The sequence below is a fragment of the Pseudomonas flexibilis genome, from assembly GCF_000806415.1.
Classification (GTDB): Bacteria; Pseudomonadota; Gammaproteobacteria; order Pseudomonadales; family Pseudomonadaceae; genus Serpens; species Serpens flexibilis.
The window spans coordinates 1-23058 of sequence record NZ_JTAK01000011.1 but is presented as its reverse complement, the minus strand read 5'-3'; the positions used below and the strand labels follow the sequence as shown (position 1 = coordinate 23058).

Sequence of the window (23058 nt, the reverse complement as noted above, 5' to 3'; positions counted from 1 at the left end):
CGAGCCTGGAAGGCAAGCGTGTCCGGTGGCGCGGCTGGACTTCAAATTCAGTTGGGGGCGGCAGCCGCTCCCGGGTAGGTTCGACTCCTACTGCCTTCCGCCATTGATCTCTGATCGCGGCCTGTGGGAGCGGATTTATCCGCGAGCTTCTGGGTTCGGCCGGCAACGCGGTTGCGCCGTCCCGCTACTTCTTCCACTTCAGCGCCTGCACCGCCGGGTTGTCCGGGTCGAAGCCGTCCAGGCGCATCTGCGCCTCCAGCGCGCCGCGCGCCGCTTCGCCCTGGGGGAAGCGCTGGCGCTGGGCGGGCCAGTCCTCCGGGCGCAGGCGCACCAGCCAGCCGGCGCCGTAGCAATCGCGATGGATCAGCGCCGGGCGCTGTTCCAGGGCCTCGTTGATCGCGCTCAGTTCGCCGCCCAGCGGGCTGCGCGAGGAGGTGGCCGCCTTGGCGAATTCCAGCACGCCGAAGCTGCGTCCTTCCTCGATGCGTGCGCCGAGGCGCTTGGGCGTGAAGGCGAAGATTTCGCCGTACAGGGCGCAGCCGTAGGCGTTCAGTCCGAGGGTCAGTTGTCCGTCCGCCTCCTCGCGCAGCCACAGGCCCAGCGCCGGGGCGTATTGGAAGTCGTCGGGGAACTCCAGTCCTTGGATATTCACAGGCTCAGTACCTTTTCCGTTTCGAGGATCAGCCGGGCCAGTTCACCGCCGCTGGAGATCTCGTCCAGCTCCTCGATGAGCAGCGCCGCGTCCAGCGCCACGCCCGGCTGGCGACACATCAGCAGACGCGCGCCGGCCTGCTTGGCCTGGCGGATGAAGTGCAGCACGCATTCACCATCGGCCATCGGGCGTACCGTTTCGGCCATTTCACGACGGGCCAGTTGCGTGGCCTCGCCGGTGAGGAACAGCGTGACCCGCGCATCCATGCAGGCCAGCAATGTGGCGATGTGGAAGGGGGCGGCGCAGCGGGCCGGGGTGCTCGGTCCGCTGGTGACCAGGATCAGTATGTCGCGACTGTCCATGTCGCCTCCGTCAGCGGGCGCGCGGCGGATACTGGCTGAGCACCCGCGCCGCCGTTTCGCGAATCAGCGTGGCGCGCTCGCTCGGGCTTTGCTGACCGCGCGACAGCACCTGCTCGTCACTGCCGCGCCACACCAGCCGGCCATCGCGCCCATCCAGCAGGTCGACCTGCAGGATGCCGACGCGATAGTCGTAGGTGTTGGTCTGGGCGTAGGACGGGCCGCCCCACCAGCCGCTCGGGTAGCCCATGAACATGCCGCCGTAGTAGGTGGTGTAGCTGTCCTGGCGACGCTCGACGCTGAACCAGGCCTGCACCTTCAGGTCGGCCTGGCCGCTGGTCGCCTGACGCAGGCCGCGTTGTTCCAGTTGCTGGCCGACGGCTTCGCGAATGCGCTGCTCGGTCAGGTCGCTCTTGATCACCGGATCGTCCGGACGGTAGCGCACCGCGGGCTCCTGCCAGCTCCAGCTGCGGTAGGCGGCGAAGTCGCGGGTGGGGTCGTAATCCAGCTCCATGGTGCTCTGGCAGGCGCCGAGCACCATAAGCAGCGGAATCAGCAAGAGGCGGTACGGCATGGCGGTAACCTCCGGTTCGGTGACGCCGGTCAGTCTACGGCGGAAAGCCGGACAGCGCTCTGCGCGCGGCCTGGTATAGCCTGGTTCGGTCGGCGCCATCGACGGGGGACTCGCCATGGCCACGCCAGACCGCCTGGCCGTCGTCACTGTCGCGCAGCTCCAGGTTCAAGACCAGTATGTTGCGCCGATAGGCGTAGACCCTGGGCATGGCGTTCCATCCGCCACCGAAGGCGCCGACGTGAGGTGCAAAACCCTGGCTGCCGCCGTAAGGCTCGACGACCTGTTGCAGGCGGCTGGTCTGGAACAGCTCGGCCCAGACCGTAAGGTCGGCGCTGGCGTCGTGGCGTTCACGCAGCCCGAGCCGTTCCAGCTCGGCGGTAACGGCGTCGCGGACCTGTGCGGCGCTGTAGTGGGCGCTGCCGGTCGGCTCCTGTTGCCATCGCCAGGTGCGGTAGGCAGCGTAATCACGCTGGGTCGCCGGGTAATACGCCCCGGGGGCGGGCTGGACGACATCCGGGCTGTCGGCGCCGGCTTGCGCCGGCCATGAGGTGGGAGAGGTGCTGCTGGTTGTCTGGCAGGCGACCAGCAGCGCATACAGGACCAGCAGGACTGAACGGGGCATACACGACTCCCGGGCCCCGCACGGTCATACAACGGGGCGACACATCCAGTGTAGATAGCGACCCAGCCCGGCGAAGGCCGGATGGCGACGATAGGTCAGCTCCATCTCCAGCAGGTCTTCGAGGGTGGCCTTGCCCTGGAACTCGGCGGGCATGTAGTCGTGGAACACGCGCACGCCGCTGCGCGCCTCGATGCGCCAGTGCGGTGCCAGCTGCGCCTCCAGCTCGCGCGGGTCGAGCGGACGCTGCGGGGTCAGGCTCTGTCCCTCTCCGGCGAACTGTTCCTTGCGCAGCTTGCGGAAGTGGCCCTTGAGCAGGTTGCGGTAGATCAGCGCGTCGCGGTTGTAGAACGCCAGGCTCAGCCAGCCGTCTTCGGCGGTCAGCTGGCGCAGCGGCGCAAGGATGGCGGCCGGCTCGGCCAGCCATTCCAGCACGGCGTGGCAGAGCACCAGGTCGTAGGGCTCGTGGGCCTGCGTCGCCAGCTCCTGCCAGGAGGCCTGGAGGAACTGCGCCGGCAGCTGCGCCGCCGCGAAGCGCTCGCGGGCGCCGTCGAGCATCGGCGCGGCCGGTTCGGCGAGGGTCACCGCGTGGCCCTGGCCGGCCAGCCACAGGCTCATGTGGCCGAGCCCGGCGCCGACGTCGAGCACGCGCAGCGGGCAGGACGGCAGTACCTCGGCCAGATCGGCCTGCAGCACGGCGAGGCGGATGGCGCCCTTGGCGCCGCCATAGATCTTCTCGGCGAAGCGCGTCGCCAGTTCGTCGAAGTGGCGGTCGCTCATTTTCCGTAACGCCGTTCGGTATCGGCCAGTTTGGCGCGCACCACCTGGTCCATGTCCAGGCCGAGCTCGGCGCACAGCAACAGCAGGTAGAGCACCACGTCGCCGATTTCCTGGCCGGCGTGTTCCAGTTGCTGTGGCGACAGGTGGTGCGACTCGTCCTCGCCCAGCCACTGGAAGATCTCCACCAGCTCGGCCATTTCCACGCTGGCGGCCATGCTCAGGTTCTTCGGACTGTGGAAGCGCCGCCAGTCGTTGGCGTCGCGGATGGCGTGCAGGCGGGCGGTGAGGGCGTCGAGGTTCATGGCGGCTCCGGAGTGCGAGCCGGGGATTATCCCGGAAGATGCCGGCGGGGATAAGCCCGGCGCCGCGGAGCGCCGTCGGCTGTTGGTGAAGCCGGGTTTATCCCGGCCGGAGATGCGGTGGTTCGGGTTTTGGATCCCCCGGCCGGCGTAAAGCCGGCCCTACAGGGCCAGTACCTGGCTGGGTTTCGTAGGGTGGACAACGCTTCATCTGGCCGCCAGGCGGTGGGCACGCTGCTTGCGGGTTGCTCGCCGCGGATAGGAAGGCGCGGTCCGGCCCACGCTACCTTGGCGTTTCGATGGGCCGCCAGGCGCCGCTCATATGTGGCAGGTCATCACGGCCACGCAGTGCGAACTGGCCCTCCGGTGCCGGGGTGCTGGCCAGCAGGCGCACCTCGCCCGGTAGCAGCACCGGCTTCTGGAAGCGCACCTCCACCTCGTAACCGCTGTCCGGCAAGCGTTCGCCCAGGGCAGCCAACGCGCGGCCCTTGTTCCACAGGCCGTGGGCGATGGCTCGGGGGAAGCCGAACAGCCGGGCGGTCGGCGCGGCGAGGTGGATCGGATTGAAGTCGCCGGCGACGCGCGCGTAGCGCCGGCCGATGTCCGCCGGTGCCCGCCAATGGGCGATCTCCTCCAGAGGCAGGGGTTGCGGCTCGACCCGTGCTGGCGGCGTGCCGTCCAGGCGCAGGCCGCGATAGAGAATGCGGCTGTCGCCTTCCCAGAGCAGGCCGAGCTGGTCTTCCAGGCGGGTAATGATGCTGAAGGTGACGCCCTTTTCGTGGGGCAGCAGCCGCTCGGTGTGGACACTGACGCGGAACGGGCCCAGTCCGCCGAGGGTGCGCAGCACACGGATGCGGTTTTCCAGATGGACCAGGCCGAGCAGCGGGAACGGAAAATCCCTGGCGGTCAGCAGCCTCATCTGCAGGGCGAAGGCCAGGATATGCGGGTAGGTGGGCGGCAGACGGCCGTCGTCGGCGAAACCGCACAGCGTGCGGTAGCGGGCCAGGTTGTCGGGGTCCACGCTCAGGCTACAGGCCAGGCCAAGCCCGGGCAGCGTGCGGCCCCGGTTGCCCCGGCGCAGGGCGGCGCGAGCGAACAGCCCGGGCAGGGCGGGGGCACGGGGCAATTCTTGCCAGTCGGTCAGCATCGGGGCTCTCCTTGAATCCGATGACCGCACAGGTTCCCGGGCTTTGCCGGTGGTGGCATTGGCCAGGCTGTCGCGCAACGGTGACGCAGCAGCCATTCCGCAGTGCCGTCGCCTTGAGCAGCTGGCAAAAAGCTGTCTAAGATGCGGGCGTCACGCCTCACAAGAAAAACCAAAAATGACGATGCGAGATCTGACCGATGACGCGGCGCTGCTGCGCCCGGTGATCGAGGCCCTGCGTGCCAGTGGTGTCGATCCGGCTCCGGTTCTGGCCCAGTTGGGTCTGCCCGCGCAAGGCCTGCCACAGGGGCGGTTTCCCCACAGTGCCCAGGCACCCTTCTGGCAGGCCTGCGCGGAAGCCTGTGGCGAAGAGCATGTGGGCCTGCATCTGGTGGCGCACCTGGCGCCCTATCACGGCCTGCTGCTCGAATATCTGTTTCTCTCCAGTCCCACCTTTGGCGATGGCCTGCGCCATGCGCTGCGTTATGCACGGCTGCTTTCCGACACCCTGTCCGCCGGCCTGGAAGCTGCTGACGGCCAGGCCGTGTTGGTGATGGGGGGGACGCCCGACGTCTCCCGTCACTTCCCGGAAATGCTGGCGGGGGCGGCGATCCGTCTGTTCTCGGCGCTGACCGACGGCCAGTTCCGACCGCTGGAGGTGCAGTTCATGCATGGGCAGGGCGCTCCCGCCGAACGGTATGCCGAGGTGTATGGCTGCCCGGCCCGTCTGGGCGCGTCGCGCTATGCACTGGTGTTCGACGCCGCGGTGCTGGAACGTCCTTCGCGGCATGCCGCACCGGATCTGCTGCGCATGCACGAGTCGCTGGCGCGTCGCCAGTTGCACGAAGTCGAGCGTCTGGACCTGGTGCGCCAGGTGCGTGAACTGATCGGCGAGCTGCTGCTGGACGGCGGGCCGACCCTTGAACAGGTGGCGACGCGCCTGCAGATGCCGACGCGGCGCTTGCGTGAGCGCCTGTCGCTGGCGGGGGTGCGCTTCAATGACCTGGTCACCGACTACCGCTGCCGGCTGGCCAAGGAGCTGCTCCTCAAGACCGACGAGCGTATCGAGGTGATCGTCGAACGCACTGGCTTCTCCGAGCCGAGCACCTTCTACCGCGCCTTCAAGCGCTGGGTCGGCGAAACCCCGGTGGAGTTCCGCCGTCGCGGCAAGGCCGCCGCCCGGGTGTCCTGATCTCGAAAGTCAGCCGAGCGCAGCGCCACGCCGTGCAGGTTCGCTCAGGCGCCCAGCAGGCTCTGCCCGCAGACCCGCAATACCTGGCCGGTGACCGCGCCGCTGCTCGGCTGGGCCAGCCAGGCGACCGCCTCGGCCACGTCCTGTGGCAGGCCCCCCTGGTTGAGGGCGTTCATGCGTCGGCCGGCCTCGCGGATGGTCAGCGGAATGGCGGCGGTCATCTGGGTTTCGATGAAGCCGGGCGCCACCGCGTTGAGGGTGATGCCGCGCGGCGCCAGCAGCGGCGCCCAGGCCTGTGCCAGGCCGATCAGCCCGGCTTTGCTCACCGCGTAGTTGGTCTGCCCGAGGTTGCCGGCGATGCCGCTGATCGAGGCGATCAGCACCACGCGACCGTCGTCATGCAGGGTCCCGGCGTCCAGCAGCGCCTGGGTCAGCCGCTGCGGTGCGCGCAGGTTGACGGCGATCACCGCATCCCATTGTTCCTCGCTCATCTTCGCCAGGGTCTTGTCGCGCGTGATGCCGGCGTTGTGCACCACGATATCCACACCATCCGGCAGCGCTTCGGTCAGGCGCTGCGCGGCGTCCTCGGCACAGATATCCAGCGCCAGGGAGCGCCCGCCCAGGCGCGCGGCCAGGGCCTCCAGCGCGGTGCCGGCCTGCGGCACGTCGAGCAGCAGCAGGTCGGCGCCGTCACGGGCCAGGGTTTCGGCGATGGCCGCGCCGATGCCGCGCGAGGCGCCGGTGACCAGCGCGCGCTTGCCGGCCAGCGGGCGGCTCCAGTCCTTTACCTGGGCGCGATTGGCCTGCAGGCGGACCACCTGACCGGACACGTAGGCGCTCTTCGGTGAGAGGAAGAAGCGCAGCGCGCCTTCCAACTGATCCTCGGCACCCTCGGCGACGTATAGCAACTGCACGGTGCCGCCCCGGCGCACTTCCTTGCCCAGTGAGCGGGTGAAGCCTTCCAGGCTGCGCTGGGCGCTGGCGGCGAACGGGTCCTTGAGGCTTTCCGGGGCGCGGCCCAGCACGAGGATGTGCGGGCAGCTGTCGAGCTGGGCCAGCGCGGGCTGGAAGAAGCGGCGCAGCTCGCCCAGGCGCTCCGGGCTGTCCAGGTCGCTGGCATCGAACACCAGTGCCTTGAGCGGGCTCGCGCCCGGCCAGCGCGGCAGCTCGCCGAGGCCATCGCGGTCGGCGTAAAGCTCGCTGCTCAGGCGCTTGAGGCTGCCGGCCAGCGTGCTGGCGAGCAAGCCGCCGCCGAGCAGGATCGCCCCGTCCACCGGCCGCGAACGACCACTGGCCCAGCGCTCCAGACGGATCGGACGCGGCAGGCCGACAGCACCGACCAGGCGGCGGCCGAGGGTGGAGTTGGCGAATTCCAGGTAGCGGTCGGACATGGGAAAGACTCCGGTAGAAGGCAGAATGGCGTGCACTCTACCGGCTGGCGCGCAGCCCGCATTGACCGGACTGACCGGTCAGCCGGCGAGGCGGCCAATGCGACGTCTGTCCGGGCCGCTAGCCTACAGCCGCCTTTCACCTTCTCCAGGAGTCCGTTCATGGCCCAGCTGCGCCGGGTCGCCATCGTTGGCGGCAACCGCATCCCGTTCGCCCGCTCCAACACCGTCTACGCCACCGCCAGCAACCAGGAGATGCTCACCGCCGCCCTGGAAGGCCTGATCGAGCGCTTCAACCTGCATGGCGAACGCCTCGGCGAGGTGGTCGCCGGCGCAGTGCTCAAGCACTCGCGGGACTTCAACCTGACCCGCGAATGCGTGCTCGGCTCACGCCTGTCGCCGCAGACCCCGGCCTACGATATCCAGCAGGCCTGCGGCACCGGCCTGGAAGCGGCCATCCTGGTGGCCAACAAGATCGCTCTCGGGCAGATCGATTGCGGCATCGCCGGCGGTGTGGACACCACCTCGGACGCGCCGATCGGTGTCAACGAGGGCCTGCGGCGCATCCTGCTGGAGGCCAATCGCGGCAAGTCCACCGGCGACAAGGTGAAAAGCCTGCTCAAGGTGCGCCCGCGCCACCTGGCGCCGCATATCCCGCGCAACGGCGAGCCGCGCACCGGGCTGTCGATGGGCGAGCACTGCGAGCGCATGGCCCAGCACTGGGAAATACCCCGCGACGCGCAGGACCGCCTGGCCTATGACAGCCACCGCAAGTTGGCCGCCGCCTATGACGAGGGCTGGCACACCGATCTGCTCACGCCGTTCGCCAGTCTGAGCCGCGACCAGAACCTGCGCCCGGACATCGACCTGGACAAGCTGGCCACCCTGCGGCCGGTGTTTGACAAGGGCGGGCGGGGCACCCTGACGGCTGCCAACTCCACCCCGCTGACCGATGGCGCCTCGGTGGTGCTGCTGGCCAGCGAGGAATGGGCCAAGGCGCACGGCCTGCCGATCCTTGCCTGGTTCTGTGACGGTGAGGCGGCAGCGGTGGATTTCGTGCAGGGTGCCGAAGGACTGCTGATGGCGCCGGTGTATGCCGTACCCCGCCTGTTGGCCCGCCATGGCCTGCGCCTGCAGGACTTCGACTTCTACGAGATCCACGAAGCCTTCGCCGCCCAGGTGCTGTGTACCCTCAAGGCCTGGGAGGATGCCGAGTACTGCAGGACGCGCCTGGGGCTGGACGCGCCGCTGGGCGCGATCGACCGCAGCAAGCTCAACGTGAAGGGCAGCTCGCTGGCCGCGGGTCACCCGTTCGCCGCTACTGGTGGGCGTATCGTCGCCAACCTGGCCAAACTGCTGCACCAGGCCGGCCCCGGCAAGCGCGGGCTGATCTCGATCTGCGCCGCTGGCGGTCAGGGGGTGGTCGCCATCCTGGAAAGCTGACCTGGCGAAAACCTGCACAATCTGAGGCAAGGGCCCGCCAGCACGGGCCCGCACCGCCCTGGTCGACAGCTTCTCCACGGAGTTATCCCCAGGCTTTGTGGGTAAGGTCGGCTGCTCCGAGCCAATCCGGCGTTGTGATTTTCCCTTGTCCAACAAGCACTTGGGCAATAAGTGCACGATTTGCTGGCGGCCCTCGCAGCCTACGGGCTGCACGGGTAGGGTGGACAGCTTCTCCACGGGGTTATCCCCAGGCTTTGTGGGTAAGCGCGGCTTGACCTGGGGGCGGCACAAGCCGAAGCTTGCCGGGACAGTCAGAGCCGTGGACGCCCGAGGAGTTGAACCATGCAAGGCCAAGCGAACGTCGTCGATTACCTGAAAGTCCTGCTCAAGGGCGAGCTGGCCGCGCGTGATCAGTATTTCCTGCATTCGCGCATGTACGCCGACTGGGGCTTCACCAAACTGTACGAGCGCATCAATCACGAAATGGAAGAGGAGACCCAGCACGCCGACGTGTTGCTGCAGCGCATCCTGTTCCTGGAAGGCAGCCCGGATATGACACCGGAAGCCATCCACCCCGGCGCCGACGTGCCGGCCATGCTGCGTAGCGACCTGGCGCTGGAATACAAGGTGCGCGCCGCGTTGGCCAAGGGCATCGAACTGTGCGAGCAGGCGGGCGACTACGTCAGCCGCGACCTGCTGGTGGCGCAGCTGCACGACACCGAGGAAGACCACGCCTACTGGCTGGAGCAGCAACTGCGGCTGATCGACCGCATCGGCCTGCAGAACTACCTGCAGTCCCAGGCCAGCTGAGTCTGTCCTGACGAACCTGTGTGCCACCGCCGGGAGGCTGCGAATAGCCGCAGCCTCCCGCAATGCCGTATAAGTCGGCCCATCTTTTCACCGAGCCCGCCGCCTGCGCATGAAAGCCCCGAAACGTCTCGAACCCCTGCTGGAAGATGGCCTGATCGACGAGGTCCTGCGCCCGTTGATGAGCGGTAAGGAAGCCGCCGTGTACGTGGTGCGCTGTGGCGACGAGCTGCGCTGCGCCAAGGTCTACAAGGAGGCCAACAAGCGGGGCTTCCGCCAGGCCGCCGAATACCAGGAAGGCCGCAAGGTGCGTAACAGCCGCGACGCGCGTGCCATGGCCAAGGGCTCGAAGCATGGTCGGCGCGAGCGCGAGGAGGCCTGGCAGAACGCCGAGGTCTCCGCCCTGTTCCGGCTGGCCAGCGCCGGTGTGCGCGTGCCCAAGCCCTACGACTTCGTCGATGGCGTGCTGCTGATGGAGCTGGTCAGCGACGGCGAGGGCGATGCCGCACCGCGCCTGAACGATGTCGACATGAGCGCCGAGGACGCCCGCGAGCTGCATGGCGTGATGATCGGCGAAATCGTCAAGATGCTCTGCGCCGGACTGGTGCATGGCGACCTGTCTGAATTCAACGTGCTACTCGACCCGGACGGCCCGGTGATCATCGACCTGCCCCAGGCGGTCGATGCCGCGGGCAACAACCACGCCTTCCGCATGCTGGAGCGCGATGTCACCAACATGGCCGAGTATTTCGGCCAATACGCGCCTGAACTCCTGCACACCCGTTACGCCCAGGAAATGTGGGCGCTCTATGAACAGGGTGAGCTGACCCCGCAGAGCATGCTGACCGGCGAGTTCGCCGAGCCGGAGGAGGAAGCCGACCTGGATGCCGTGCTGCGCGAGATCAAGGCGGCCCTGGCCGATCAGGCCCGGCGCCAGGCGGCGCTGGCCGAGGCGGACGCGCCGGTCGGCCTGGAAGAACCTACGCCGCCCTGGCTGCGCGGCTGAGCATCAGCTCGCCTGTTTTGTGGAGCAGCACGGGCCCGATTCCAGCTCGCTGAGAATCGGGCAGTCCGGCCGGTCATCGCCGTGGCAATGCTCCACCAGGGATTGCAGGGTGTCGCGCAGCTCGCTGAGCTCGGCGATCTTGCGGTTCAGTTCCTGCACATGGGCGCTGGCCAGGGCCTTCACGTCGGCGCTGGCGCGCTGGCGGTCCTGCCAGAGGCTCAGCAGGCGGCCCACTTCCTCCAGGGAGAAGCCCAGATCCCGCGCGCGGCGAATGAAGCCCAGGCGATGCAGGTCGTCCGTGCCGTAGGTGCGATAGCCGCTGGCGCTGCGCCCGGCCGGGCGCAGCAGGCCGATGGATTCGTAGTAGCGGATCATCTTCGCCGACAACCCGCTGTGCTTTGCCGCCTGACCGATGTTCATCGCCTTACTCCTCGGGTTTCCAGCGCTTGAGCAGCAGCGCGTTGCTCACCACGCTGACGCTGGACAGCGCCATGGCCGCGCCGGCCACCACCGGGCTGAGGAAGCCCAGCGCTGCCAGCGGCAGACCGATCAGGTTGTAGATGAACGCCCAGAACAGGTTCTGGCGGATCTTCGCGTAGGTGCGCCGGCTGATCTCCAGGGCCGCCGGCACCAGGCGCGGGTCGCCGCGCATCAGGGTGATGGCGGCGGCGTGCATGGCCACATCGGTGCCGCCGCCCATGGCGATGCCCACGTCGGCGGCGGCCAGCGCCGGCGCGTCATTGATGCCGTCGCCGACCATGGCCACCACCGCACCGCCCGCCTTCAGGCGCGCGACCTCGGTGGCCTTGTCAGCCGGCAGCACTTCGGCGTGCACCTGCTCGATGCCCAGCTGCTTCGCCACGCTGTGGGCGCTGCCGCGGTTGTCGCCGCTGATCAGGTGGGTGTGGATGCCACGTTGCTGCAGGGCGGCCACGCCGGCGGCAGCGCCGTCCTTGAGTGTGTCGCCGAAGGCGAACAGGCCCAGCACGCGCGCCTGCGGCGCCGTTTCGATCAGCCAGGAGAGGGTGCGCCCCTCGGCTTCCCAGTCGGCGGCCTGCGCGGCCAGGGCGCCCGGCTGCAGGCCCTGTTCCTCCAGCATCCGGCGGTTGCCCAGGGCCAGGCGCCGGCCGTCCAGCTCGCCGGCGATGCCGCGTCCGCCGAGGGCCTGGCTGGCGCGGATCTCCGGCACCTGCAGCTGGCGCTCGGCGCACTCGTCGAGCACCGCGCGGGCCAGCGGGTGTTCGCTGCCACGCTGCAGGGCGCCGGCCTGGCGCAGCAGCGCGGCCCCGTCGCCGTCCACGGCGTGCAGGTGCACGACGCGCGGTCGGCCGGACGTCAGGGTGCCGGTCTTGTCGAAGGCCACCACCGTCACCGCGTGGGCGCGCTCCAGGGCTTCGGCGTCCTTGATCAGGATGCCGTGGCGGGCCGCCACGCCGGTGCCGGTCATGATCGCCGCCGGGGTGGCCAGGCCCAGGGCGCACGGGCAGGCGATGACCAGCACCGCCACGGCGTTGATCAGCGCGGTTTCCAGCGCGGCGCCGGCCAGCAGCCAGCCGCCCAGGGTGAGCAGGGCGATGACCAGCACGGCCGGCACGAACACCTCGCTGACGCGGTCGACCAGGCGCTGGATCGGCGCCTTCGCGGCCTGGGCGTCTTCCACCAGGCGGATGATGCGCGCCAGCACGCTTTCCGCCCCGACGGCCTGGGTACGCACCAGCAGGCGACCGTCACCATTGATGGCGCCGCCGGTGACCGTGCTGCCGGGCTGCTTGGCCACCGGCAGGCTTTCGCCGCTGATCAGCGCCTCGTCGGCCTGGCTTTCGCCCTCGACCACTTCGCCGTCCACCGGGAAGCGCTCGCCCGGGCGCACCACCACCAGATCGCCGACCCGCAACTGGGCAAGGGGCACCTCCTCCTCGCGACCGTCCACCAGGCGCCGGGCGCGTTCCGGGCGCAGGGCTTCCAGGGCGCGGATGGCCGCGCTGGTCTGGCGCTTGGCGCGGCTTTCCAGGTACTTGCCGAGCAGCACCAGGGCGATGACCACCGCCGAAGCTTCGAAATACAGGTGCGGCATCTGCCCGGCCGGGGCGGCCCACCACTGGTAGAGGCTCAGGCCGTAGCCGGCGCTGGTGCCCATGGCCACCAGCAGGTCCATGTTGCCGCTGCCGGCGCGCACGGCCTTCCAGGCGGCCCGGTAGAAGCGCGCACCGAGCACGAACTGCACCGGTGTGGCGAGCAGGAACTGCGCCCAGGCCGGCAGCATCCAGTGCTGGCCCAGCAGATCGCCGAACATCGGGATCACCAGCGGCGCGGCCAGCAAAAGGGCGAGGATCACCGCCAGCCGTTCGCGGCGCAGGCGCCGCTCGGCGTCTGCCCCGTCGGTGCTGTCGCGGGCCGCCAGGCTGGCCTGGTAGCCGGCCTTCTCGACGGCGGCGATCAGCGCGGCGTCGCGCACCTCGCCGACCAGTTGCAGATGGGCGCGCTCGCCGGCCAGGTTGACGCTGACGGCGCGCACGCCGGGCACCTTGCCCAGCGCGCGTTCGACGCGCCCGGCGCAGCTGGCGCAGGTCATGCCGGTGATGGCGAGCTCCAGGCTGCGCGCCGGCACCTGGTAGCCGGCGCGCTCGACGGCGGCGATCAGCTCGTCCAGCGTGGCGCCGTCGGTTTCGACGCGGGCGCGTTCGCTGGCCAGGTTGACTTCGGCGTGGCGCACGCCGGTGAGCTTGTTCAGGGCGCGTTCGACCCGGCCGGCGCAGCTGGCGCAGGTCATGCCGCTGATGGGGAAATCGAGGGTGGCGGACATGGGTTCCTCCTTGCGAGTGACCCTATGCTCGACCTTGACCTCGTGGCAAGGTCAAGCGTTCCACCGTTCAGGCGCGCTCGCGAATCAGTCCGCGGAACAGTGCGTCGAACATGGGCCCGGCATCGGTCTCCGGGTCGAACTGCTGCGGGTCGCGCAACCAGTCGCCGATCAGGCCGATCAGCAGGCCATGCACCGCCCGTGAGGCCTGGTGGGCGTTGATGCCCGGATGCAATTGGCCAAGGCGTTCGCAGTCCTCCAGCAGACGCTCGCAGATGGCAATGAACTGATTGACGAACTGGTTGTGACGTTCCTCGGCCGGACGCAACTCGTCGGTGAACTCGCAGCGCTGCATGAGCACGGTGAGGATGCGTCGCTTCTGCTCGTTCTGCACCAGAATCTGCAGGCCGCCGACGCACATGTCGCGCAGCGAGCCCAGCGACAGCTGCGGATCGGCGCTGAGTTTCTCGGCGATCTGCTCGGGCGGCAGGCGCACCTGGTTAAGCATGGCGGTGAACAGGTCGGCCTTGTTCTGGAAGTGCCAGTAGACGGCGCCCCGGGTGACCCCGGCGGCCCGGGCAATGTGCTCCAGACTGGTGTGCGCCACCCCGCGCTCGAGAAACAGCTGTTCGGCGGCGTTCAGAATGGCGGCGCGGGTCTTCTCGGCATCTTCTTTGGTTCGACGCATGGGGTGGGTCCGGGGCCTCGGCAGCAGGAAAGGAGGCGGCATTGTCGATTCATGATTTACAAACGTCAATGTATGTAAGAGAGTCGCAGCCTCGCGGCGCGCTCCAGTCAGGAATATGTAGCTCATGCCCATTCGTCTGCTGCTGATTCTGGGTGCCCTGTCGGCCTTCGGGCCGCTGGCCATCGATTTCTATCTGCCCAGTTTTCCCGCCCTGGCTCAGGCGTTCAGCACCGACGTCGAGCATGTGCAGCAGTCGCTGGCGGTGTATTTCATCGGCCTGGCGTTCGGCCAGCTGATCTACGGGCCCCTGGCCGACCGCTACGGCCGGCGCGGGCCGCTGCTGTTCGGCGTGACGCTGTTCGTGCTGTCGTCGCTGGCCTGCGCGCTGGCGCCGAGCCTCGACGCGCTGATCGCCGCGCGCCTGGCCCAGGCACTGGGCGGTTGCGCCGGCATGGTGGTGTCACGCGCGGTGGTGCGCGATCTCTGCGAGCCACGCGACGCCGCCAAGGTGTTCTCGCAGCTGATGCTGGTCATGGGGGTGGCGCCGATTCTCGCACCGCTCGCCGGCGGTCTATTGCTGCAGCTGTTCGGCTGGCAGTCGATCTTCTACAGCCTGACGCTGTTCAGTGCGCTGGTCGGCCTGGCGCTGTACCGCTGGCTGCCGGAAACCCTGCCGGCCGGCGCCGAGCGCTTGCCGCTACGCGGTAGCCTGGGCCGTTACCTGGGACTGTTCCGTGACCGCGAGTTCCTCACCTTCGCCCTGACAGGCGGGCTGTCGATCTCCGCCATGTTCGCCTACGTGGCCGGCTCGCCGTTCGTGTTCATCGAACTGTACGGCGTGCCCGCCGAGCACTACGGCTGGCTGTTCGGCGTCAATGCCGCCGGCTTCATCCTCTCCGCCCAGGTGAACGCCTGGCTGATGCGCTTCCGCGGCCCGGGATTCTGGCTGCGCCGGCTGAGCGCTCTGTTCCTGTTCTGCGCTTTGTTGCTGCTGCTGTTTGCGGCCTGGCGCGCGCCGCTCTGGCTGCTGATGCTGCCGCTGTTCCTCGCCATGGGCTGCCTGGGCTGCATCCTGCCCAACGCCGCCGCCTGCGCGATGGCGCGCCAGGGCGGCCAGGCGGGCAGTGCCTCGGCCTTGATGGGCAGTCTGCAGTTTGCCGTGGCGGCGCTGGCCAGTGCGCTGGTTGGCGTGCTGCATGATGGCAGTGCGCTGCCGATGGCCCTGGTGATCGCCGGCTGCGCGCTGCTGGCGGCGCTGCTGGCCTGGTACAGCGGCCAGGTGGAGGCCCGCTGATAGCGCTTTCCCATCTCGGCAGGTTCTGGCGAGGTGTGGCAGGCGAACCATACTCGAAGCCATCAAGGGCGTGGCGGCGAGGCAGACATCCATGAGTTACCCACAGGATTACCGGCGTTCACTGGCGGAGCCCGCCGACTTCTGGGCCGAGCAGGCCCGTGATCTGGACTGGTTCCGGGCGCCGCGCGAAACCCTGCGTGCGCTGGACGATGGGACGCACCGCTGGTTTGCCGATGCGCTACTCAACACTGCCTATCTGGCGCTGGACCGGCATGTCGAGAACGGCCGGGGTGAACAGCCCGCGCTGCTCTACGATTCGCCGGTCAGCGACGTGAAGCGTCAGTACAGCTACCGCCAGTTGCGCGACGAGGTCGCCCGGCTGGCCGGTGCGTTGCGCGCACTGGGAGTGGAGAAGGGCGACCGGGTGGTCATCTACATGCCCATGGTGCCGGAGGCGGCCATGGCCATGCTGGCCTGCGCGCGCCTGGGGGCGGTGCATTCGGTGGTGTTCGGCGGCTTCGCGCCTCAGGAATTGGCGGTGCGCATCGACGATGCGCGGCCGAAGCTGTTGCTCACGGCCTCCTGCGGCATCGAGTTCGACCGGGTCATTCCCTACCAGCCGCTGGTGGAAACGGCGCTGGCGCTGGCCGAGCATCCGCCGCAACGGGTGATGGTGCTGCAGCGTCCGCAGGCGCCGGCGCAATTGCGCGGGGGGCGCGATCTGGACTGGGCGCAACAGGTGGCACAGGCATCGCCTGTGGAGCCAGTGCCGGTGCTCGGCGGCGATCCGCTGTACATCCTCTACACCTCGGGCACCACGGGGCGGCCGAAGGGCATCGTGCGCGACAACGCCGGCCACGCGGTGGCGCTGCGCTACTGCTTCGAACGGGTCTACGGCATGCGGCCGGGCGACGTCTGGTGGGGGCTGTCGGACATCGGCTGGGTGGTCGGCCATTCGATGATCGTCTACGGCCCGCTGATGGCCGGTTGCGCGACGGTGTTTTACGAAGGCAAGCCGGTGCGCACGCCGGATGCCGGGGCGATCTGGCGGGTGATCGAGGAGTACCGGGTGAATGCGCTGACCTGTGCGCCGACCGCCATTCGCGCAGTGCGCAAGGAAGACCCGTCTGGCGAACGGCTCGCGCGCCACGACCTGAGTTCGTTGCGCGCGCTGTTCCTGGCCGGCGAGCGGCTGGATTCCAGCACGCACCAGTGGCTCGAGGAGCAGACCGCCCGGCCGGTACACGACCATTGGTGGCAGACCGAGACCGGCTGGCCGGTGACCGCGCCCTGCGTGGGGCTGGACGACTATCGACGCAAGGCCGGCTCGAGCAACGCGGCAGTACCGGGCTACCACGTGCTGGTGGTGAACGAGGAGGGCGAGCTGCTGGACGCAGGTCAGGAGGGCGCCATCGTGGTCTCGCTGCCGTTGCCGCCGGGGTGCGCGCAGACGCTGTGGAACGATTCTGAGCGCTACCGGCAGGCCTATCTGCAGGCGGTGCCCGGGCATTACCTGACTGGTGATGGCGGCTACCTGGACGCCGACGGTTTCGTCTACGTCATGGGCCGCACCGATGATGTCATCAACGTGGCCGGCCATCGCCTGTCCACCGGGGAGATGGAGGACCGGGTGGCGCGTCATCCGGCAGTGGCCGAATGCGCGGTGATCGGTGTGCCGGACGACCTCAAGGGACAGCTGCCCCTTGCGCTGGTGGTCTGCAAGGAAGGGGTCGCGATCGATCCGGCTGCTCTGCAGGCCGAACTGGTGGCCAGGGTGCGCGAGGAGCTCGGCGCGCTGGCCTGTTTCCAGCAGGTGCGGGTGGTGCGCCGGCTGCCGAAGACGCGTTCGGGCAAGATCCTGCGTGCGGTGCTGCGCAAGATCGCGGCTGGCGAGCCTTACGCGCCGCCGGCCACCATCGACGATCCGGCGATCCTCGAAGAGCTGGCCGGGGTGCTCCGGGGCGAGCTGTCGGCCGAGGCCCCGTGACATCACGTCGCTCAGGGGTGGCCTTGCAGTCGCGCCCGTGGCTGGTAGAGTCGCGCGCATGATTGCCACCCGTCGACCTCATCCCCTGCTGCTTTGGACGCTGTGCCTGAGCGTGCTGCTGAGCCTGCATTTGTGCGGCTTGCGTCACGGCCAGTCCAGCGCACTGGCACTGAGTGGCTTGGCGGGCGGTTTCTGCTCCAGTGACAGCGCGGGCTTCGATGCGTCTCCGGCAGAGGACGCCGAACCGCTGGGTGACTGGAGCTGTCCGCTGTGTCAGAACCCCGGGGCGAGCGATGGCGGCTGGAACGCGGATGGACCGATGCTGGCGGGAACCGGGCTTCTCCTGCTGGCGGGGCGTGCCGTTCGGCGTTCACGTCGCCGTTACACCCTGGCGTGTCCCCGCGCACCTTGATCGCGACCTCTTACTTCCGGTCATTACCTCTCCTTCATTCGATCAAGGTGTTCACATGCTGAAATTTCAACGCGCGCTGCTGGGTGCGGCGCTTTGTCTATCCACCGCCTGGGCGCAGGCTCAGGATATCCGGGTCGAGCAGCCCTGGTCGCGGGCCATGCCGCCCACCGCCCCGGCGGCCGCCGCCTACTTCGTGCTGCATAACACGGGTGCCGGTGCCGATCGCCTGGTCGGCGCCGCCACTCCGATCGCGGGGAAGGCCGAACTGCACGAGCACGCCCACGTCGGCGGCGTGATGCAGATGCGTGAAGTGGCCGGCGGGATTCCGCTGCCGGCGGGTGCCGAGGTGAGCTTTCAGCCGGGCGGTTACCACGTGATGCTGCTCGAACTGCCCCGCCAACTGAAGGGCGGCGAGCAGTTCCCACTGACCCTGCGTTTCGAAAAGGCCGGCGAGCTCACCGTGGAAGTCCCGGTACGGCACATGGCGCCCGCCATGCAGGGCGGCCACCACCACGGCCACTGACGGGCCGGGTGCCGCAGCGTGGGCAGCGTTGCGGCACCCGACTCAGGTCATGTTTCCTGCAGGTGGATGCGGCCACGACTCAGGTCGGCCAATTGCCGCTGCAGGGTTTCCCGCCGGTCGGGCGCCAGCCGGAAGCGCAGCTCCACCCCCTCGCTCAGAAAATCCTCCCCATCGAGCAGCGCGCCGCAATCCATGAGGCGCTGGCGGACGCGGGCATGCTCGGCGAATTCACAGCGGCAGCGCAGGTCGATGCGCTCGATCAGCGGCTGGCGCAGGCCCGCCTGCAGGCACTTCGCAGCGCAGCCGCCATAGGCGCGCGCCAGACCGCCGGTGCCGAGCAGGATGCCGCCATACCAGCGGATCACCAGCACCGCCACCTGATCGAAATCCTGCCCCTCGATGGCGGCCAGGATCGGTCGCCCGGCGGTGCCGCCGGGCTCTCCGTCATCGTTGAAGCGGTACTGCTGACCGATCTTCCAGGCCCAGCAGTTGTGAGTGGCATCCGCGGCACTGTGTGCCGCGATAAAGGCCTGCGCGGCAGCTGCGTCGGTGACTGGCGCGGCCAGGGCGACAAAGCGGCTCTTGCGGATGTCTTCCTGGTAATCGCAGGGTGCACTCAGGGTCCAGGTCATGTGGGCGTGTCCCCGGTGGCGGCCAGTGCCGCGAGAAACTCGTCGAGAATCAGCTGAGGGCGTCGCCCCTTGCGGGTGACCACCGCCAGCGGCAGATCGTGGAAGCGTTCCCGGGGCTTGAGTGCCCGCAGCCGACCGGCTTCCACCCATTGCCGGGCATAGTGTTCCGGCAGATAGCCGATGTAGCAGCCCGTGAGGATCAGGAAGGCCATGCCCTCGCGATCCGAGGCGCTGGCGGTGCAGCGCAGCGCGCGGTAGTGGGGCTGCACATCCGGTGGCAGGCGGAAGGTCGGGGCGATGGCTTCCTGGCGCTCCAGCAGGGCGTCGTCGATGGCCGTATCCTCCAGGGCGAACAGTGGGTGACCGGCGGCGCAGTAGAGCAGGGAGCGTTCCGCGTACAACGGCTGGTAGTCGAGCCCGGCCAGCGCGCCGGCCTGCGGCACCACGCCGACCTGCAGGCGTCCATCCAGCACCCCCTGTTCCACTTCCGCCGGCGGGATCATGCGGATGTGGATGTGTATGTCCGGACCGCGCGCCTTGAGACGGGCCAATGCATGGGTTACGCGCATCTGCGGCAGGGTCACGAGGTTGTCCGGCAGGCCGATGTGCAGCTCGCCGCGCAACTGGCGATGCAGCGCATTGACCTCGTCGCGAAAGCCTTCCACAGCCCCCAGCAGGCGCAGGGCCGCCTGGTAGACCTCGCGGCCTTCTTCTGTCAGGGCGAAGCCGGCACGGCCGCGCTGACACAGGCGCAGTCCGAGCCGCTGCTCCAGGTCGGCCATCTGCTGGCTGATCGCCGAGCGGCCGATGCCCAGCACGCTTTCCGCGGCCGAAAAACCGCCGCTCTCCACCACATTGCGAAACAGTCGCAGCAGGCGCAGATCGAAATCGGTGACCTGGGCCAGGGGGAGGGACCGAACGGTAGTCATTGTTTAGCCATGAGTGAAGTGAGCTCCGGAATATCGGTATTTAACGGACTTTAGGTCGCTGGCAATGTCGGCGGCAAGCGCCATGCTGTTCAGGCGGTTCTGGTCCTTTGCGAGGCTTGCGATGAATCTCCATCAAAGCGTCACCGCCCCGGTAGCCAGCCAGTTGAAACTGGATGCCCACTGGATGCCGTTCACCGCCAACCGTCAGTTCCACCAAGACCCGCGCCTGATCGTCGGCGCCTCGGGCAGCTGGCTGACCGACAGCGAGGGTCGGCAGGTCTATGACAGTCTGTCGGGCCTGTGGACCTGCGGGGCCGGCCACTGCCGGGCGCAGATCCAGGCCGCAGTGGCGCACCAGCTGGGCACCCTGGACTATTCGCCGGGCTTTCAGTTCGCCCATCCCCTGTCATTCCAGTTGGCAGAGCGGATCGCCGAGCGCCTGCCCGACCCGTTGAATCATGTGTTCTTCACCAACTCCGGTTCCGAGTGCGCCGACACGGCGGTGAAGATGGCGCGCGCCTACTGGCGGCTGAAGGGACGGCCGAGCAAGACGCGGCTGATCGGTCGAGCGCGCGGCTACCACGGTGTGAATATCGCCGGCACCTCGCTGGGCGGTATCGGTGGCAATCGCAAGATGTTCGGCCAGCTACTGGAAGCCGATCATCTGCCGCACACCTTGCAACCGCACCTGGCGTTCACCCGGGGCATGGCCGGCAGCGGTGGCGTGGAACTGGCCAACGAGTTGCTCAAGCTGATCGAGTTGCACGATGCCTCGAACATCGCGGCGGTGATCGTCGAGCCGATGTCCGGCTCCGCCGGCGTACTGGTGCCGCCCACCGGTTATCTGCAGCGGTTGCGCGAGATCTGCGACCAGCACGACATCCTGCTGATCTTCGATGAGGTGATCACCGGCTTCGGCCGCCTGGGCACCTACAGTGGTGCGCAGTACTTCGGCGTGACGCCGGATCTGATGAACCTTGCCAAGCAGCTCACCAATGGTGCGGTGCCGCTGGGCGCGGTGGTGGCCAGCGAGGAGGTCTACCGGACCTTCATGGAGCAGGTGTTGCCGCAGCACGCCGTGGAGTTTGCCCATGGCTATACCTATTCGGCCCACCCAGTGTCCTGCGCCGCCGGGCTGGCCACCCTGGACCTGCTGGCGGGTGAAAACCTGGTCCAGCAGGCTGCCGAGCTGGCGCCCCACTTTGAACAGGTGTTGCACGGCGTAAGGGGTGCCCGGCATGTGGTGGATATCCGCAACTGCGGCCTGGCCGGGGCGATCCAGCTGGCTGCGCGCGACGGCGATGCCATCGTGCGCCCGTTCGAGGCCGGCATGCGCCTGTGGCGGGCGGGCTTCTATGTGCGCTTTGGTGGCGACACGCTGCAGTTCGGCCCGACCTTCAATGCCCGTCCGACCGACCTCGACCGGTTGTTCGACGCGGTCGGCGAAACCCTCAATGGACTGGATTAGGAGCCGCTCATGTCAGTCATTGCACATCTGATCAACGGCGAACGGGTGCTCGGCGAACGCACCGCGGAGGTTTTTGACCCGTCACGCGGGCTGGCAATTCGCCGGGTCTCGCTGGCTGATCACGCCACGGTGCAGCAGGCCGTTGCGGCTGCCGCGGCGGCCTTTCCGGTGTGGCGCAATACGCCCCCTGCTCGACGGGCCCAGGTGCTGTTCCGTTTCAAGCAACTGCTTGACGAGCACCGCGACGAGATCGCCCGGCTGATCAGCGAGGAACATGGCAAGACTCTCGAGGATGCCGCCGGGGAAGTGCAGCGCGGCATCGAGAATGTCGAGTATGCGTGTGGCGCGCCGGAGCTGCTCAAGGGTGAATACAGCCGCAACGTGGGGCCGAACATCGACGCCTGGAGCGACTTTCAGCCGCTCGGCATCGTGGCGGGCATCACGCCGTTCAACTTTCCGGCCATGGTGCCGCTGTGGATGTATCCGCTGGCCATCGCCTGCGGCAACTGCTTCATCCTCAAGCCTTCCGAGCGGGATCCCAGCTCAGCTATGTATGTGGCCGAGCTCATGCTGCAGGCCGGATTGCCCAAAGGCGTCCTCAATGTAGTGCACGGGGATCGCGCCGCGGTGGATGCGCTGATCGAGGCACCGGAAATCAAGGCCTTGAGCTTTGTCGGCTCGACGCCGGTGGCCGAGCACATCTATACGGAGGGTACTCGGCGCGGCAAGCGGGTGCAGGCGCTGGGTGGGGCGAAGAACCATGCGGTGCTGATGCCCGATGCGGATCTGGACAATGCGGTTAGCGCACTGATGGGCGCGGCATACGGCTCGTGCGGCGAGCGCTGCATGGCCATCTCGGTGGTGGTATGTGTCGGCGATCAGGTCGCCGATGCGCTGGTGGCAAAGCTGGTACCGCAGATTCAAGCGCTGAAGGTGGGGGCCGGCACGGAATGCGGCATGGACATGGGACCCTTGGTAACCGCGGCTCAACGGGAGAAGGTGCTTTCCTATATCGAAGACGGTGTCGCGGCCGGGGCGGAGCTGGTGCTTGATGGGCGGAATGTGTCGGTCGTTGGACATGAGCAGGGTTTCTTCCTGGGAGGCTGCCTGTTCGACCGTGTCATGCCTGACATGCGCATCTACCGGGAGGAGATCTTCGGGCCGGTACTGTGCATCGTGCGGGTCGGCAGTCTGGAGCAGGCCATACAGCTGATCAACGCTCACGAATACGGCAACGGGACCTGCATCTTTACCCGCGACGGCGAGGCGGCCCGGCTGTTCTGTGAGGAGGTGGAGGTCGGTATGGTCGGTGTGAACGTACCGCTGCCGGTGCCGGTGGCCTATCACAGCTTCGGTGGCTGGAAGCGTTCGCTGTTCGGCGACCTGCATGCCTACGGCCCGGATGGCGTGCGGTTCTATACACGGCGCAAGGCGATCACCCAGAAATGGCCGCAACGGGCCAGTCACGAAGCGGCGCAGTTTGCATTTCCAAGCAATAGATAGGTGCTTGGGCGAGTATCGATCACCAGGGAGTGCCGGAGCACGCGTCATTGATCGCGACCGCCAGATGCTTGGCTATCTCGGATCGCATGTGGTCGATGGAACTGCCCTTCCGGTGAATGCGGGTGTGATCCCAGCCTGACCATTCCCGCGCTTGCCGAGCGCTTTGCAAGCAACCTCATGCTGTGAGAGCGCCTTAGGCGTCTTCGAATGAACTTTTGTAATAAAACTACAAATAACCGTTGACGGCAGATTATGGCGCCCTATAATGCGCCCCACTTCCAGCGCAGAGCTGCTGAAAACTCCTTGTAAATCAACGAGTTGGATGTTCGGATCTGCTTGGGGGGGGGGCTCGCTAGAGGAAGCGGGCTGCTGGTCGAGGCGGGGTTGACAGTGTCGTTTGGCGCTGTATGATTCGCCTCCCGCTGCAGAGTATGGTTGAACCGGCTCTGGGTGGTAAGCGGTTGAGATGACACGAAAAAGTTCAATTCAACGCTTGTCAGGCATAACCGGCGGTGTAGAATGCGACGCCTTGGATTATACAATCGGTCAGATCGAAATA

Annotated in this window: 23 protein-coding genes and 1 tRNA gene; 11 read left to right on the top strand and 13 right to left on the bottom strand. The window is 67.9% G+C overall.

The genetic code is table 11. The features are described 5' to 3' along the window. The first annotated feature begins 7 nt into the window (after nucleotides 1–7). A tRNA-Sec gene (locus tag PT85_RS16945) sits at nucleotides 8–103 on the top strand. 81 nt (nucleotides 104–184) lie between these two features. Here the strand turns inward: PT85_RS16945 and PT85_RS16940 are convergent. The 7 genes from PT85_RS16940 to PT85_RS16910 all read right to left on the bottom strand — a co-directional run bounded on the left by PT85_RS16940 (nucleotide 185) and on the right by PT85_RS16910 (nucleotide 4430). Beyond that, on the bottom strand, nucleotides 185–652 hold the full coding sequence (locus PT85_RS16940) for a glycine cleavage system protein H (protein ID WP_039607314.1): 468 nt from the start codon (nucleotides 650–652) through the stop codon (nucleotides 185–187). Continuing rightward, nucleotides 649–1014 carry a DsrE family protein gene (locus tag PT85_RS16935; RefSeq protein WP_039607313.1) on the bottom strand — a complete coding sequence of 122 codons (366 nt, stop codon included), beginning with the start codon at nucleotides 1012–1014 and terminating at the stop codon, nucleotides 649–651. The genes PT85_RS16940 and PT85_RS16935 overlap by 4 nt, the downstream gene beginning before the upstream one ends. A gap of 10 nt (nucleotides 1015–1024) precedes the next feature. Next, a complete protein-coding gene (locus tag PT85_RS16930; protein WP_027591797.1) occupies nucleotides 1025–1585 on the bottom strand; it encodes a DUF4136 domain-containing protein in 561 nt (186 codons plus the stop codon). 34 nt (nucleotides 1586–1619) lie between these two features. Then, nucleotides 1620–2207, bottom strand: coding sequence for a DUF4136 domain-containing protein (locus PT85_RS16925; protein WP_052237733.1), 588 nt, complete (start codon nucleotides 2205–2207; stop codon nucleotides 1620–1622). Between the two features lie 24 nt (nucleotides 2208–2231). Further along, nucleotides 2232–2984 carry a methyltransferase domain-containing protein gene (locus tag PT85_RS16920; protein WP_039607312.1) on the bottom strand — a complete coding sequence of 251 codons (753 nt, stop codon included), beginning with the start codon at nucleotides 2982–2984 and terminating at the stop codon, nucleotides 2232–2234. Then, nucleotides 2981–3286 (bottom strand): MazG-like family protein, encoded by a 306-nt coding sequence (locus PT85_RS16915; protein WP_039607311.1) that lies wholly within the window; start codon nucleotides 3284–3286, stop codon nucleotides 2981–2983. The genes PT85_RS16920 and PT85_RS16915 overlap by 4 nt, the downstream gene beginning before the upstream one ends. 280 nt (nucleotides 3287–3566) lie before the next feature. Next, nucleotides 3567–4430, bottom strand: a complete 864-nt coding sequence (locus tag PT85_RS16910) for a MaoC family dehydratase (protein ID WP_039607310.1) — start codon at nucleotides 4428–4430, stop codon at nucleotides 3567–3569. Nucleotides 4431–4611: 181 nt separating this feature from the next. Here PT85_RS16910 and PT85_RS16905 point away from each other — a divergent pair, with 181 nt between their 5' ends. Then, nucleotides 4612–5619, top strand: a complete 1008-nt coding sequence (locus tag PT85_RS16905; protein ID WP_027590594.1) for an AraC family transcriptional regulator — start codon at nucleotides 4612–4614, stop codon at nucleotides 5617–5619. 44 nt (nucleotides 5620–5663) lie between these two features. On the opposite strand, the gene PT85_RS16900 is transcribed toward PT85_RS16905, so the two are convergent. Continuing rightward, nucleotides 5664–7010, bottom strand: coding sequence for a 3-oxoacyl-ACP reductase (locus PT85_RS16900; RefSeq protein WP_027590593.1), 1347 nt, complete (start codon nucleotides 7008–7010; stop codon nucleotides 5664–5666). A gap of 159 nt (nucleotides 7011–7169) precedes the next feature. Here PT85_RS16900 and PT85_RS16895 point away from each other — a divergent pair, with 159 nt between their 5' ends. The 3 genes from PT85_RS16895 to PT85_RS16885 all read left to right on the top strand — a co-directional run bounded on the left by PT85_RS16895 (nucleotide 7170) and on the right by PT85_RS16885 (nucleotide 10263). Then, the gene (locus PT85_RS16895; protein WP_039607309.1) at nucleotides 7170–8450 is read left to right on the top strand and encodes an acetyl-CoA C-acetyltransferase; all 1281 of its coding nucleotides are present in this window, start codon (nucleotides 7170–7172) and stop codon (nucleotides 8448–8450) included. A 342-nt stretch (nucleotides 8451–8792) separates the two neighbouring features. Next, the gene (bfr, locus tag PT85_RS16890) at nucleotides 8793–9260 is read left to right on the top strand and encodes a bacterioferritin (protein ID WP_027590591.1); all 468 of its coding nucleotides are present in this window, start codon (nucleotides 8793–8795) and stop codon (nucleotides 9258–9260) included. A gap of 109 nt (nucleotides 9261–9369) precedes the next feature. Beyond that, complete coding sequence (locus tag PT85_RS16885) at nucleotides 9370–10263, top strand: PA4780 family RIO1-like protein kinase (RefSeq protein ID WP_039560151.1); 894 nt, start codon at nucleotides 9370–9372, stop codon at nucleotides 10261–10263. Nucleotides 10264–10266: 3 nt separating this feature from the next. Here PT85_RS16885 and cueR read toward each other — a convergent pair whose 3' ends face one another. The 3 genes from cueR to PT85_RS16870 form a co-directional block, all read right to left on the bottom strand. Next, nucleotides 10267–10683: a Cu(I)-responsive transcriptional regulator gene (cueR, locus tag PT85_RS16880; RefSeq protein ID WP_027590589.1), complete on the bottom strand. Its 417-nt coding sequence runs from the start codon at nucleotides 10681–10683 to the stop codon at nucleotides 10267–10269. 4 nt (nucleotides 10684–10687) lie between these two features. Beyond that, nucleotides 10688–13066, bottom strand: coding sequence for a heavy metal translocating P-type ATPase (locus PT85_RS16875; RefSeq protein WP_039607308.1), 2379 nt, complete (start codon nucleotides 13064–13066; stop codon nucleotides 10688–10690). Between the two features lie 67 nt (nucleotides 13067–13133). After that, nucleotides 13134–13751, bottom strand: coding sequence for a TetR family transcriptional regulator (locus PT85_RS16870; RefSeq protein ID WP_027590587.1), 618 nt, complete (start codon nucleotides 13749–13751; stop codon nucleotides 13134–13136). A gap of 124 nt (nucleotides 13752–13875) precedes the next feature. Between PT85_RS16870 and PT85_RS16865 the strand changes: the two genes are divergently transcribed. The 4 genes from PT85_RS16865 (at nucleotide 13876) to PT85_RS16855 (ending at nucleotide 17967) form a co-directional block, all read left to right on the top strand. Continuing rightward, nucleotides 13876–15045, top strand: a complete 1170-nt coding sequence (locus PT85_RS16865; RefSeq protein ID WP_039607307.1) for a Bcr/CflA family multidrug efflux MFS transporter — start codon at nucleotides 13876–13878, stop codon at nucleotides 15043–15045. Nucleotides 15046–15136: 91 nt separating this feature from the next. Continuing rightward, nucleotides 15137–17032 carry a propionyl-CoA synthetase gene (locus PT85_RS16860; RefSeq protein WP_039607306.1) on the top strand — a complete coding sequence of 632 codons (1896 nt, stop codon included), beginning with the start codon at nucleotides 15137–15139 and terminating at the stop codon, nucleotides 17030–17032. A gap of 58 nt (nucleotides 17033–17090) precedes the next feature. After that, nucleotides 17091–17444: a DUF2946 family protein gene (locus PT85_RS18095; protein WP_139182070.1), complete on the top strand. Its 354-nt coding sequence runs from the start codon at nucleotides 17091–17093 to the stop codon at nucleotides 17442–17444. Between the two features lie 55 nt (nucleotides 17445–17499). After that, nucleotides 17500–17967 carry a copper chaperone PCu(A)C gene (locus tag PT85_RS16855; protein ID WP_039607305.1) on the top strand — a complete coding sequence of 156 codons (468 nt, stop codon included), beginning with the start codon at nucleotides 17500–17502 and terminating at the stop codon, nucleotides 17965–17967. 47 nt (nucleotides 17968–18014) lie between these two features. Here the strand turns inward: PT85_RS16855 and PT85_RS16850 are convergent, their stop codons facing one another. Next, the gene (locus PT85_RS16850) at nucleotides 18015–18599 is read right to left on the bottom strand and encodes an IMPACT family protein (RefSeq protein WP_039607304.1); all 585 of its coding nucleotides are present in this window, start codon (nucleotides 18597–18599) and stop codon (nucleotides 18015–18017) included. Next, the gene (locus tag PT85_RS16845) at nucleotides 18596–19528 is read right to left on the bottom strand and encodes a LysR family transcriptional regulator (RefSeq protein WP_039607303.1); all 933 of its coding nucleotides are present in this window, start codon (nucleotides 19526–19528) and stop codon (nucleotides 18596–18598) included. The genes PT85_RS16850 and PT85_RS16845 overlap by 4 nt, the downstream gene beginning before the upstream one ends. A gap of 121 nt (nucleotides 19529–19649) precedes the next feature. On the opposite strand from PT85_RS16845, the gene PT85_RS16840 reads away from it, so the two are divergent. Further along, the gene (locus tag PT85_RS16840) at nucleotides 19650–20996 is read left to right on the top strand and encodes an aspartate aminotransferase family protein (protein WP_039607302.1); all 1347 of its coding nucleotides are present in this window, start codon (nucleotides 19650–19652) and stop codon (nucleotides 20994–20996) included. 9 nt (nucleotides 20997–21005) lie between these two features. Beyond that, on the top strand, nucleotides 21006–22499 hold the full coding sequence (locus PT85_RS16835) for a CoA-acylating methylmalonate-semialdehyde dehydrogenase (protein WP_039607301.1): 1494 nt from the start codon (nucleotides 21006–21008) through the stop codon (nucleotides 22497–22499). The last annotated feature ends 559 nt before the right edge of the window (nucleotides 22500–23058 follow it).